Source organism: SAR202 cluster bacterium (assembly GCA_016872285.1).
Taxonomy (GTDB): Bacteria; Chloroflexota; Dehalococcoidia; order Lucifugimonadales.
The window spans coordinates 1-12,944 of the sequence record VGZZ01000031.1; the positions used below are offsets into that span (position 1 = coordinate 1).

A 12,944-nucleotide genomic window follows, 5' to 3' on the forward strand; every position below is an offset into this window, starting at 1 on the left:
CCATGCGGGGCGACCATGCTGAGCGACGGTCTAATGAGACCGAGAATGAAACGGCCTGCCCCGCCGGCATCGCTGTGCTTGGAGAACAGTTTAGACCTTTTTTAAGATACAAGAATGACAATAACGACTTCTTTTTTGTTGTCCCAATCCTCTACTCCCATCAGGCGTTCAAGGGGGAGATGGTGAAGGCGTCGCCACAAGGGTTGGCGCGTTTGGGTGAGGGCCGGGTGGCACACCTGGCTACCGCCGACGCGGAAGGACAACCCCACGTAGTGCCGGTGTGTTTTGTGAGTCGGGAGGGATATATATACATTGCCATCGACCAGAAGCCTAAGCGGGTGGGGCCGAAGGGGCTGAAGCGGGTGCGCAACATCATCGAGAACCCGCGAGTGGCGCTGGTAGTCGATCATTATGAAGAGGACTGGGGAAGACTATGGCAGGTGATGGTGAGGGGGAGAGCGGAGGTGTTGGAGGAGGGTGTGGAGCACGGTGAGGCGGTGCTTCGGCTGCGGGAGAAGTACCCGCAGTACAGGGACATGGCGATGGAGGGAAGGCCGGTCATAAAGATGACGATTGAGAGGACAGTAGAGTGGAAAGGGGCACAGGATAAGGGGTAATCAGCGGTGTTTTGGTCTATGTTTACGATTTATGTTTATTTTCTAGGCAAGTCGCATATTATTATTTCGTTAAAGGAAAGGTAATGTCGAAACGCCTGTTTCTGAGGCTCTACAGACTTGCACATTGAGGGCTTCTCTGGCAAGATAACTGCATGCGAGTAGGCGCGTTTGAACTGACGGAGCCGCTGCCAGAGCTTAAAGAGCCCCACGTTATCGCCATGCTGCGTCCATGGATAGACGTGGGGAGCGTGGGAACTATTGCGCTGTCGAAGCTGGAGAGATTCCTGGGAGCTAAAGAGTTAGGACGGCTGGCGAGGCCGGGGAACTTCTTCGACTTCACGCGATACCGCCCTATTATTCGAAGCGTGGAGGGGAAGCGCACGCTGACTATTCCCAACACTATTATCAACTATGCGATACGGGATAAGGCACCCGATTTTGTGTTCCTTCACGTGCTGGAACCTCAGTCCTTCGGCGAGGACTACACGGACTCGATCCTGGCGGTGATAGACCAGCTTAGCATCAAGCACTACCTGCGCATCGGGGGCATGTATGACGCGGTGCCGCACACGCGGCCGTTGCTGGTAACGGGGTCGGCGCACGGGACGAGCTCGGAGAAGTTTTCGAGCGTGATAAAGCTTCGAGGCAGCAACTACCAGGGGCCGACGTCGATTGTGAACCTGGTGGCGGAAGGGATCGAGAAGCGGTCTATCGACAGCGCCAGCATTATGGTGCACCTGCCGCAGTACGTGCAGTTGGAAGAGGACTATGCCGGGGCGGCGCGGATACTCGAGGTCATTTGCGCGGTACATAACTTGCCGAAGGAACTGGCGGACTCGGAGCGGGGCCGCCGGCAGTACAAGGAGATAAATAACGAGGTGGCGCGGAATCAGGAGCTGAAGGCGCTGGTGGACCGGCTGGAAGTGCATTACGACTCGCAGAACGCGCCGACGGCGGCCCAGGAAGAGGACGCGACCAAGCTGTCGCCCGAGGTGGAGAAGTTCCTGAAGGAGATGGGGGAGCGGTTCGATACGTAGGGGAGTTCAAACACAACCCCTGACTCCCGCCTCAGGTCGGCGGTGGCAGTGATAAAGTATCGTACTGCCAGCGTTTACCCCTCATCCTGCGCCTTCTCCCACAAGGGGAGAAGGAACTTTCTAGGCCAAGTCAACCTTCGCGTACTTATCAGACCTTAATTAGTATTAAGTGTTCAAGTAAACACTTAATAAAGTACAGCTAGAAAAGTTCAGGTCTCAAATTCTTGAGTTAGAAAGGTTGGAGCAAGTTATGGAAAAGTTACACTTTTCAGTGCGAATTGACGCTCCAAAAGAAAAGGTTTGGGACACGATGCTCGATGACAAGACGTATCGGGAGTGGACCGAGGCATTTATGCCGGGTGGGCATTATGTCGGGAGTTGGAGGAAGGGCAGCAAGATTTTGTTTTTGGCTCCGGGTGAAGGCGGCAAGATGGAAGGGATGGTAAGCACGATCGCGGAGAACAGGCCTTATAAGTTTATTTCAATTAAACATCTCGGCGTCGTCAGTAAAGGAGTCGAGGATACTACGAGCGAAGCGGTTAAGGGATGGGCCGGAGCTTTGGAGAACTACACGTTTCGCGAAGCCAAGGGCGCCACGGAAGTGCTTATAGATACGGACACCGTGGATGAATATGTGAGTATGTTTAAGGATATGTGGCCCAAGCCCTTAAGAAGCTGAAGGAGTTGGCGGAGAAGAAATAGCCGCAGAGGATGTACAGGGCATGTCAGTAAAATACGCGAACGACCTGCGGACATAACAGATTCCTCGACTGCGTCCCGATGAGTACATCGGGTCTGCCGCTCGGAATGACCATTTTATTGTTGGTTGTCATTTTTACAAGCCTCAATCAGCACCAGGCGTTCAAGGGAAAGCGGATACTAGAAGGGGCGAGGGTCGATAAATCGAGCCTCCACGATTGTATAGAAAATAGCAGTGGTGGAGCGACCTCGCTCCTACGTTACTAGGCGACGCGTAGTCGGTGACTGTGATGGGTGGGTTGCAGACGAAACAGATTCTTCGCGCTGCTCAGAATGCCAATACACGTTTTGTTTTGCCTAGATGCGGTCCTTCGCGAGTAAGTGAGACCTAGGCGCTGAGCTTTTCCAGGGGGGCGTAGCTTAGGAGCAGGCGTTTCATGCCGATGTCATTTTTGAAGACGACGGTGGCTTCCTGGTCGCCGCCCTGGCCTTTCAGGCCAACGACTACGCCTTCGCCGAAGATGGAGTGTTTTACTTTGTCGCCGGCGCGGAGGACTAGGGCGGGCTTTTCCTCCTTATCCGGCTGGGGTGGGGTGTGCATTCGGAGGGGAGGGGCGGAGGCGCGCCCAACGGGCTCCAGTCGGGCGGGGGTGGTGAAGAGGTGCTGGGGAACCTCCTGGAGGAAGCGGGAGGGGATGGAGGGGCCGCCGGCGCCGCCGGCGAGGCCTCGCCGGAAGGCGCGGGTGAAGAAGAGGCGCTCCATAGCGCGGGTGATGCCGACGTAGAAGAGGCGGCGCTCCTCTTCGATTTCCTCGGGGGAGTCCATGGAGCGCATGTGGGGTAGGAGACCCTCCTCGAGGCCAGTGATAAACACGACGGGGAACTCCAGGCCTTTGGCCTGGTGGAGGGTGATGAGGGTAATGGAGTCGGCGGCGTCCTCGTAGTTGTCTACGTCGGAGACCAGAGCGAGGTGCTCGAGGAGGGAGGTGAGGCCAGTGGGAGGCGGCAGGCCTTTGAAGTCCTGGGCGGCGTTGCGCAGCTCAATGATGTTGTCCCATCGCTCCTCGGCGTCTTCCAGGTCTTTTTCCAGGTAGGTCTTGTAGGCGATGCGCTCGAGGAGGAGGTCTAGGAGAGATACCAGGTCGCGCTGCTGGGACTCCTTTCGCAGCTCTTCAATCAAGGCCACGAAGCTGACCACCGACTGGGCCATGCGGGGCTGGAGGGGGTGGGTAGGCGCGGCGCCGGTGGTGCGCTCCAGATATATATGCTCCATGGCGCCGTAAAGGGAGAGGTTGCGGGTGCGGGCCCAGTATTCGAGCTGTTCTAGAGATTTCTGACCGAGGCCGCGGGTCGGCACGTTTATCACTCGCAGGATGCTGACCTGGTCGTGGGGGTTATTGATGAGGCGGAGGTAGGCGATGATGTCCTTGACTTCACGGCGCTGGTAGAACCGAACGCCACCGACCAATCGATATTTAATACCGTATCGCAGGCAGGCTTCCTCCAGGGCGCGGGACTGGGCGTTGACGCGGTACATGACGGCGAAGTCGCCAAGCTTGACGCCGTTTTTTCGGACCAGTCCGTCGATCTGCTGAAGGACGAACTTGGCCTCATCCTCCTCGTTGAAGGCCTCGTGGATGGCTATCTTTGAGCCGCCCGGCTTGGAGGTGCGGATGTTGTTGTTAAGGCGCTGTCGGTTGGCGGCGATGACGCCCTTAGCGGCTTCCAGGATATTGGAGGTGGAGCGGTAGTTCTCCTCGAGATTGACGACTCGGGCGTTGGGGAAGTCGTGCTTGAAGCTGAGAATGTTCCGGATGTCGGCGTTGCGCCAGGAGTAGATGGACTGGTCGGGGTCGCCGACGACGCAGATGTTGCGGTGCTTGGCGACGATAATTTTAGCCAGCTCGTACTGGCAGATGTTAGTATCCTGGAACTCGTCGATCATCATGTGGACATATCGGTCCTGGTAACGCTCACGGACCTCGGCCACGTTGCGCAGGAGATGGACGGTCTTGAGGAGGAGGTCGTCGAAGTCCACGGCGTTGTTGCTGGTTAGAAGCTCCTCGTATCGAGCGTAAATGCGGGCGGCGATCTCTTCGAAATAGTTGCTCTTGCGGAGGGCCATGGCCTTGGAGTCCATGAGGAGGCTCTTAGCGCGGGAGATGGCGCTGTGGACGGCGCGGCGGTTGAACTTCTTAGGGTCCACCTCGGCGTCTTCCATGGCGATTTTGAGGAGGTCTTGCTGGTCCTCGTCGTCGAAGATGGAGAAGCCGGGGTCGAGGCCGACGTGCTGGCCGTACTTGCGGAGGGTGAGGGCGCAGAAGGCGTGGAAGGTGCCGACGGTGAGGTCTTTGGAGCGCTGGCCGACGAGGCGGTCGAGGCGGGACTGCATTTCGCGGGCGGCCTTGTTGGTGAAGGTGACGGCGAGGATGCGGTAGGGGCTGACGCGGACCTCGCGCAGGAGGTAAGCGATGCGGTGGGTGATGACGCGGGTCTTGCCGCTGCCCGGGCCAGCGACGATGAGGAGGGGGCCATCAATAGTCTCGACGGCCTCGCGCTGGGCGGAGTTGAGGCCTTCCAAAAGGTGGGTAGTCATGTCTAGGCGATTGTAGCATGATGGGGTGCGGCTTTGGGGTAAGTTTGTGCCAAGAACCAGCCTTGTTATTAAGCGGGATACCATCCCCTGGCCCCTTCCTGCTGGAAGGGGAAGATAAAGGAAGATCACCTCATCACCCCCTATCCCCCTCTTCTCCTTTGCAATAGGAGAAGAGGGGGCACCAGACAGGGACATTCCCGATCCATCTCCTTGCACACCAAGACTCTGAAGAAAACATAAAGGCCGCCGTGTAGGTATCCGGCGGCCCTGGGTTGGAGAGATGGGTGAGAGGGGAATCTAGCGGCGGATAGTGCCGATGACGACCTTTTTCATAGGGTCGGGGCGCTCTTTTTGGAGGTCGGAGAGCTTACGGCCCTTATTGAGGACTTCATTGCGCACCCAGGCCTCCCAGGCTTCTTTTTCCTGGACGAAGGCGAGGTGCTGCCTGGCTTCCTCGGGGGAGGCGATGAGGATGCCGTCCTCGTCGCCGAAGACCATGTCGCCGGGGTTGACGACGACACCGCCGACGTTGACGGGAACGTTTACGGCGCCCCATTCGATGCCCCAGCCGCCGGTCTTGCCGGTCATGGCCACGGCGCCGCGGGAGTAGACGGGGAACTTCATTCGGGTGATGGCGACGGTGTCGGCGATGGGGCCGTCGGTGACGAGGCCGGCGATGCCCAGCTCCATGTAGCCGTAGCTGCCAATCTCGCCGGTGGTGCCGTGGCGTCGGTCGTCGCCGCGGGCGACGACAAGGACGTCGCCGGGCTTAGCGACTTTGACGGCGGCGGCCATGGCGCTGGCGATCTGGGGGTAGGTCTGGACGGTGAGGGCGGGGCCCACCAGCTTGATGGGCCGGTAGACGGGCTGGATTTCCGGCACCATAGCGGTCTCCAGAATGTGGCCCAGGGTGGCGGGGGCCAGTTTTTTCCAGGCTTCAATAAGGTCTTTGGACAGTTTGTCCACTCGTGGATTTACGACGATAGACATGGTTCCTCCTAAGGTCGGCGTCAGCCTAATTTCTGGGGGAGTATAGCACTGGGGAAGGGGACAGGCTATTGCTCAACAAACAGGATGATTAGAGACGTTGTTTCTATATGCGTTATCGCATATCATGAAAGCCAACGATGAATCTAACCCTTTCTCGTTCAGCCAGAAATAGTATGCGTCTTTATGGGATTTCCGTCGAAGATGTGAAGGTCGTGATAGTTAATGGGAAACGGATGGAAAGCCAGGGGAACCGAGAAAGGGCCATTATGGAGTGGTCCAATGGAACGTTTCAAGGCCAGTCATACCTCAGGGTGGTCTGGGTGATCGAAGGGGAAGAAATAGTCGTCATTTCCGTCCATCCAAGGAGAAAGGGGAGCTAGATGAAGATAGATTACGACGCACAGGGTGACATCCTTACCATGACCCTATCCAGCATCAAACCTCGTTATGGTGAAGACGAGCATCCCGATGTAGTGCTTCACGTGGCGGAGGACGGTCAAATCGCGATGATAGAGATCATGGGCGCCAGCCGCCATCTGAAGGCTGAAGACCTGGTGGCCCACAGCCCAGACCAGCTTATGTCACTAGCAGAGGCAGGCGCTTCCATCGGGCGGAGTCCAGGGACTTTGCGGCTGCTATGCGAGAGCGGCCGGCTGAAGGCGGTAAAGGCGGGGCGGAACTGGCTGACTACCAGGGCCTGGCTGGACAGCTACCTGGAGAGCAGGAGGGGCCGCAGGTCAGGTGTAAGAGCGAAAGTAAGCCGCAAGTTTACTCCCGCCAAGGCTTTGTGATAAAAAGTCCTCATAGCCCTGCTCGAGGTGACCGCCATGCCCGATACATCGCCGACGATTGAAGCACTTTTGAAGGAGCAGCGGACGTTCCCGCCGCCACCGGAGTTTGCCGCCAAGGCGAACATTCGCGACGCGAAGGTGTACGAGGAGGCAGAACGGGACTTTGAGGGGTTCTGGGCGCGGTTTGCGGGGGAGCTGCACTGGTTCAAGAAGTGGGACAAGGTGCTGGACTGGAAGGCGCCCCACGCCAAGTGGTTCATCGGCGGGAAGACCAACGTGTCGTACAACTGTGTCGATAGGCATTTGAACGGGCCGAGGCGAAATAAGGCGGCGATTATATGGGAGGGGGAGCCTGGGGACTGGAAGGTGTACACCTACCAGGACTTATATCGAGAGGTGGGGAAGTTCGCCAACGGGTTGAAGAGCCTGGGGGTGAAGAAGGGCGACCGGGTGACGATTTACATGCCTATGGTGCCGGAAGCGGCGATAGCGATGCTGGCGTGCGCGCGGATCGGCGCGCCGCACAGTGTGGTGTTCGGGGGGTTTAGCCCGGAGGCGCTGAAGGACCGTATCAACGACTGCCAGTCCAAGGTGGTGGTGACGTCGGACGGAGGGTGGCGCCGGGGCCGGGTGGTGCCGCTGAAGCAGAACACCGACGAGGCGCTGTCTGGAACCAGCAGCGTCGAGAAGGTGGTGGTGTTGAAGCGGGTGGGGGAGTCGATGTCGACGCCGATGAAGGCGGGGCGGGACGTGTGGTGGCACGACCTGGTGGACAAGCAGCCGCAGAAGTGTCCGCCCGAGTCCATGGACAGCGAGGACATGCTGTACATCCTCTACACCAGCGGTACGACAGGGAAGCCCAAGGGGGTTGTCCACACGACGGGCGGTTATCTGACTGGGGCTTACGCTACATCCAAGTGGGTTTTTGATCTCAAAGAGGACGACGTCTATTGGTGCACGGCGGACATCGGCTGGGTAACGGGACACAGCTATGTGGTATACGGGCCGCTGGCCAACGGGGCGACGACAGTGATGTATGAAGGTGCGCCGGACTGGCCGGACCGCGACCGGTTCTGGGCCATCGTCGAGAAGTACGCCTGCTCGATTGTCTATACGGCGCCGACGGCGATCCGCGCGTGTATGAGGTGGGGGGAGGAACACCCCAAGAAACACGACCTCTCGTCGATACGGCTGCTGGGGACGGTGGGGGAGCCTATAAACCCCGAGGCGTGGATGTGGTACTGGAAGCACATCGGCGGGGGAAGGTGCCCGATTGTCGATACGTGGTGGCAGACAGAGACGGGATCGATATTGATTACGCCGCTGCCGGGGGTGACGACGCAGGTGCCCGGGTCGGCGACGCGGCCGTTCCCTGGGATCAAGGCGGAGGTGGTGGACGAGCAAGGTAATGCCGTCGGGCCTGGACAGGGCGGATACCTGGTGCTGAAGCGCCCATGGCCATCGATGCTGCGGACTATCTATGGAGATGATAACCGGTTCAAGCAGCAGTATTGGAGCAAGTACCCAGGGATTTACTTCACGGGCGACGGGGCGAAGATGGACGAGAAGGGAAACCTCTGGCTGTTGGGCAGGGTGGACGACGTTATCAAGATATCGGCGCACAGGATAAGCACTATGGAGGTGGAGAGCGCGCTGGTGGACCACCAGTCGGTGGCGGAGGCGGCGGCCATCGGCAGAGAACACGAGTTGAAGGGGCAGGCGCTGGTAGCCTTCGTGACGATTAAGGAGTCGGTCAAGGCGACACCGCAGTTGAAGGACGATCTGAAGGCGCATGTGGCGACGAAGATTGGGTCGATAGCGAGGCCGGACGAGATATATTTCGCGGCGGACCTGCCGAAAACTCGCAGCGGGAAGATTATGCGACGGCTGCTGCGGGACATCGCGGAGGGGCGGGTGCTGGGGGACACGACGACGCTGGCGGACCCGAACGTGGTGAAGATGCTAAAGGAGCAGTACGAGGAGAAGGAGGACTAGGGCTCGCCCTAGACCCTCTGCTTTGCTGGCCTTGGTTATTGCTGGGAGGCTGGTTTTAACATGCGGTAGGATGGTGTTGAGACAACCTAGTTAGGAGACAATCGAGGTTTTAGTTGGTAATGCGTTTGCTGTAGACGACCAGGTCGTCACCGTCAGCGTAGAAGTCGTGGAGGACTGTGGCTTGCTTGTAGCCATGTTTGAGATAGAAGCGGCGGGTAAGGTCGTAGTGGGGCAGGGATGAGGTTTCGATGAGGAGAAGGCGGCCTCCAGAATGGCGGATTTCTTCCTCAACGCGGCTTAGAAGTTTGCCGCCGATGCCTCGGGCCTGGATCTGTTTGTTCACGACGATCCACCAAAGGTACCAGGTGCGGTCGGTCATGGCGGCGGGGGCGAAGTAGGCAAAGCCGGCCAGGTGCCCGTCTTGCTCGTAGGTTATCGAGCGGTGTCCCTCCTTGTTGGCCTGGCTATGAAAGTCGTCCAGGACTTCTTGCAGGGCCTGGATTTCCAAGGGCTTGAAGACGCCGGTGTCGCCGGCCATGGTTACGAGGGTGGCGGTGTCGCTGGGTATGGTGGGCCTAATCATGGGAGCATTTTATCTGGATGAATTGAGAAAAAGTAAGGTTAGTCATCGCGGCGTTGAAGGCATTTGTAGGGGGAGGGAAGTCGCATGGCGTGTCAGTATAAGTCTGGCGTAGTTACCGTCACAACAGATTCCTCGACTACGTCCGAGTACAGACTCCGCTCGGAATGACAAATCGCTTCTTTTTCCCGCCCTCAATTCTTAGCTAAACTACAGAGGTTGAAGGGGAGGGTGTGGCGCAGAAACCGAGTTAGGCCCAGCCTTCTTTAATGAGGGCGGGGTGGAGCTCGTCGGGGTGGTGGCGGCAGCGGTACTCAAGGCGGCTGGATTCCAGGTGGGACTTGCTGTAGGTCCAACCCCCGGCCATGCGGTTACGCTCATGGAGCTCGTGGAGGAGAACGTAGGGGCGTTCGCTCTCGTCGATCTTGTCGTCGATCCAGACCTCGTCAGCGGGGACGAATTCGTAGACGTGGTCGTGGCCGCCGGCAGTGAAATCAATGTCGAAGACGCTACGGACCAGCCTTCCGTCAACGACCCAGACGGTAGTGCCGTTCTCAAGGTGTTTCCACAGATGCCGGTGGACGGACTTGATGTCCGGCAGGGTGGTCCCGTTGTGGGTGAGTCGGCTTAGGTCACCGGCCCGGCGTCGCTGCTTGCGCTCTTCGCGGTCGGCTTCTTCTAACGCTTTGGCGTAGGGGAGGCCTTTCGCCATAAGCCGGTGCTCGACAAGGAGGTGGTCGATATAAAAAACTGGTCTCGTCGCCTTTGGGGTCCCAGTCGATCCACAACTCGTTTTCCGGGATGTAAGGATAGCGGTAGTGCTGACCGAAGTTTGTAAATTCATTATCGACGTGGCCGCGTACGTAGCTCCCATCCACAAACCACACCTGAAGGCTGCCACGCTCTTCTATTTTCGCGATGTATGGCTTTTTGGTGACAGTGAGGCTCATGCTGGAAACACCAATTGGCCCTGGTGGGTGTTAGAAAGCATATATCGAACATTATTGCTAGGGGAGGGAGGTTTTTTCAAGATTGTACGTAGGTACAGTCCCAGGAAATAATAGCGAGGGGAAGTTGGAACTCCAGCCAGAAATAGACTCTGTCATAGGCTGCAACCAACGGCATGAGTACGTCGAGGAGTTTGACGTGAGGGACTAAATCATGTAGGCGGGGTTGTCGTCGGTGGCGACGCGGGTCTCCGCGGCGAGGCCGCGGCGGAGGTAGAGGGGGAGGGAGAACATGTGGCGGTGGGAGATGCCGTCGTAGAACTTCATGGGCTTTTTGATGCGCTGTGGGATAAGGGCATCGATTTGCTCAGGGGAAGGGTCTTGAGCGGGAGGCTGAGTGTAGGCCAGGTTGAAGCTCCAGAGGGCGACAAAAGAGGCCATGTAAATAGTGTAGGCCTGGACTTTAGGAAAGACGGCGGAGAGGGTGCGGTGTATGGGGGAGAAGGTCTGCCGGAAGAAGGTGATGCCGGCGGGGCCGGACTGGGTGACGAGGATGGCGCCAGGGTTCATTTTAGACTTGACGATGTTATAGAACTCGGTGGTGTAGAGCTTATAGGCGGGGCCGCCTTCCAGGGGATCCACCAGATCGAGGATGAAAGCGTCGAACTTTTCGGTAGTGCCGGCGAGGTACTGGCGGGCGTCCTCGTGCCGCAGCTCGACGCGAGGGTCGTCGAAGGCGCCCTGGTGGTGGCCTGGGAGGTACTTTTTGCAGAGGCCAACAACCTCTTTGTCCAGGTCCACCATGACAACGCGCTGGACGCTCTTGTGGGCCAGCACGTCGCGGAGGGTAGCGCCCTCGCCGCCGCCGCCGATGAAGACGCTGCGCGGGCCGCGAGCGTGGAGGAGCATGGCGGGGTGGACCAGGGCTTCGTGATAAACAAACTCGTCGGCCTCGGTGGACTGGGTCTTGTTGTCCAGGACCAGAGAGCGGCCCAGGGTGGAGGTCTCGAGGATTTCGACGCCCTGATACTGGGTGACGCCGGAGTAGATGGAGTTTTTAATTCGGTAAATGAGCTGCTGGTCGGGCGCAATCAGCTCAAAGTACCACTTGCCGAGGATTTCCATGATGGGCAGGTCTAACGAGGGCCGACGGGCGCCAGGACTTCAGTGCCGCGAAAGATTTCAGACATGCCGGGCTTGCGGCATTCAAACTTTTCGATGAGGTACTGAGCGGCGATCTTAGGCTTGATGGCGGCGCCGCAGGTAAAGATGTCAGCCGCGGCGTATCGGAACTCCGGCCACGTGTGGATGCTTATATGCGATTCGGCAATGGCTAGGACGCCGGTGACGCCCTGAGGTGAAAAGCGGTGAAAGGACTCGCCGATGATGGTGGCGCCGACCTCCTGAGCCGCTTCAACCATTACCTTCTTTACGTACTCTAGATCGTCCAAGAGTGCTGGATTACATTCCTTGAGTTCCAGCAAGACGTGAACCCCTAGTGCATTCAATCACCTGCCCCCCTTTAAAATTTTACACAAACAAGGATTGTAGGGCTTTTGTAGCTAAATCACAAGGGCCATTCCGACCTTTTTATGGAAAGCCAGCCCTTTCCTCCTTGACTCCCCAGCTAATAAATAAATTAATGTGCTCACAAAACAGGGCCAACATGAAAATTTAAAAGGCCCAATAACAATTATGCAATAAGGGCGGGAATATTGCAGTACTGGTTTAGGAGGTCTTGGAAACGGGATATTTTGGCGGGGTGACGGACGGAGACGCTTTCCAGCAGGGCCCCCAGGGTGTTGGACGTGCCATGGGTGTCGTGGGGGGTAATGATTAAGGGAGTGTTACGGGTCTCGACCTCGTGGAAGATGTACTCTACAGGCTCGTGGCCGCCGGTGAGGATGAGGGCGCGGAGGGGTTCGCGAAGGGCGGCGAGCTGGAGGTCCGGCCTGTCGCCGCGGACGACTACTGCCTTGGCCTCGTTTCGTCCGAAATAAGTTGTCCCCGAGTCCATGATGTTGCCGCCGATGAGGAAACTTTCCAAAAGGACCTCAGACTTCTCCTGGCCCATGACCCACTGGGCGTTAAGCTGGCGGGCGACCTGGCCTAGAGTGGGGGCCATCATTACTCGGTCTTCAGGTATAGCGCCGAGGAATTGCTTGCCAAGGGGAGCAAGCGCCTGCTGTACCTCGCAGAGGCGGTATCGAGGGACCATGTTGATGATGACTCCAGCGCTTGTGCCCAGGGACAGGGCCTTGGCGCGGAGGGTGTCGGCGGCGACGCCTTTTTCATATCGCGCCACCAAGACCGCCTTGGCACCGAGGGTCTGGACGGCCTGTTTGGAAATGCCGGACATATCGCCGGCGGGGCCAACGAGGCTGGGGCCTTCCACCACGACAGCTTCATAACGCGACATGTGGGGGGTTAGAGAAGTTTTAACCTTATTGAGCGCCTGGGCGGAGTTGGAGGCGAGGTCGCTCAGGGGGAAGGGAAAATCTGGCTGGGCGATGGCGGCTCCGGGGAATCGCTGGGCGGCGAAGGCGACGTCAGGGTCGCCGGCGGGGTTGCCGGAGAAGAGCTTGGCATAGGCGGCGCGTTTCCCCTGGGAGAGGAGGTGGGCAGCGAGGCCCAGGGCGGCAGCGGTCTTGCCGGCGCCGGGGCGGTCGGTGGCGATGTAGATGAAGGTCAT

Annotated in this window: 12 protein-coding genes; 5 read left to right on the forward strand and 7 right to left on the reverse strand. The window is 58.4% G+C overall.

The features are described from left to right. The first annotated feature begins 179 nt into the window (after nt 1-179). The 3 genes from FJ320_09050 (at nt 180) to FJ320_09060 (ending at nt 2,333) form a co-directional block, all read left to right on the forward strand. Nucleotides 180-617 (forward strand): TIGR03668 family PPOX class F420-dependent oxidoreductase, encoded by a 438-nt coding sequence (locus tag FJ320_09050; GenBank protein MBM3926111.1) that lies wholly within the window; start codon nt 180-182, stop codon nt 615-617. 152 nt (nt 618-769) lie between these two features. Further along, nucleotides 770-1,654 (forward strand): PAC2 family protein, encoded by an 885-nt coding sequence (locus tag FJ320_09055; GenBank protein ID MBM3926112.1) that lies wholly within the window; start codon nt 770-772, stop codon nt 1,652-1,654. A 250-nt stretch (nt 1,655-1,904) separates the two neighbouring features. Further along, on the forward strand, nt 1,905-2,333 hold the full coding sequence (locus FJ320_09060) for an SRPBCC domain-containing protein (GenBank protein MBM3926113.1): 429 nt from the start codon (nt 1,905-1,907) through the stop codon (nt 2,331-2,333). Nucleotides 2,334-2,741: 408 nt separating this feature from the next. Here the strand turns inward: FJ320_09060 and FJ320_09065 are convergent, their stop codons facing one another. Together FJ320_09065 and FJ320_09070 are read right to left on the reverse strand one after the other, a co-directional pair. Next, entirely contained in the window at nt 2,742-4,949 is a 2,208-nt protein-coding gene (locus FJ320_09065; protein ID MBM3926114.1) for an AAA family ATPase, read from the reverse strand. 297 nt (nt 4,950-5,246) lie between these two features. Beyond that, nucleotides 5,247-5,939 (reverse strand): hypothetical protein, encoded by a 693-nt coding sequence (locus FJ320_09070; protein ID MBM3926115.1) that lies wholly within the window; start codon nt 5,937-5,939, stop codon nt 5,247-5,249. Nucleotides 5,940-6,319: 380 nt separating this feature from the next. On the opposite strand from FJ320_09070, the gene FJ320_09075 reads away from it, so the two are divergent. Both FJ320_09075 and acs read left to right on the forward strand, forming a co-directional pair. Then, nucleotides 6,320-6,730 (forward strand): DUF2283 domain-containing protein, encoded by a 411-nt coding sequence (locus FJ320_09075; protein MBM3926116.1) that lies wholly within the window; start codon nt 6,320-6,322, stop codon nt 6,728-6,730. 36 nt (nt 6,731-6,766) lie between these two features. After that, nucleotides 6,767-8,725 (forward strand): acetate--CoA ligase, encoded by a 1,959-nt coding sequence (gene acs, locus FJ320_09080; GenBank protein MBM3926117.1) that lies wholly within the window; start codon nt 6,767-6,769, stop codon nt 8,723-8,725. Between the two features lie 109 nt (nt 8,726-8,834). Here the strand turns inward: acs and FJ320_09085 are convergent, their stop codons facing one another. From FJ320_09085 to FJ320_09105, 5 genes are all read right to left on the reverse strand, one after another. Further along, nucleotides 8,835-9,308 carry a GNAT family N-acetyltransferase gene (locus FJ320_09085; protein MBM3926118.1) on the reverse strand — a complete coding sequence of 158 codons (474 nt, stop codon included), beginning with the start codon at nt 9,306-9,308 and terminating at the stop codon, nt 8,835-8,837. A 247-nt stretch (nt 9,309-9,555) separates the two neighbouring features. After that, nucleotides 9,556-10,017: a hypothetical protein gene (locus tag FJ320_09090; GenBank protein MBM3926119.1), complete on the reverse strand. Its 462-nt coding sequence runs from the start codon at nt 10,015-10,017 to the stop codon at nt 9,556-9,558. A 442-nt stretch (nt 10,018-10,459) separates the two neighbouring features. Then, a complete protein-coding gene (locus tag FJ320_09095) occupies nt 10,460-11,377 on the reverse strand; it encodes a spermidine synthase (GenBank protein MBM3926120.1) in 918 nt (305 codons plus the stop codon). Between the two features lie 11 nt (nt 11,378-11,388). Beyond that, nucleotides 11,389-11,760 (reverse strand): adenosylmethionine decarboxylase, encoded by a 372-nt coding sequence (speD, locus tag FJ320_09100; GenBank protein MBM3926121.1) that lies wholly within the window; start codon nt 11,758-11,760, stop codon nt 11,389-11,391. Nucleotides 11,761-11,945: 185 nt separating this feature from the next. Beyond that, nucleotides 11,946-12,944, reverse strand: a complete 999-nt coding sequence (locus FJ320_09105; GenBank protein ID MBM3926122.1) for a phosphotransacetylase family protein — start codon at nt 12,942-12,944, stop codon at nt 11,946-11,948.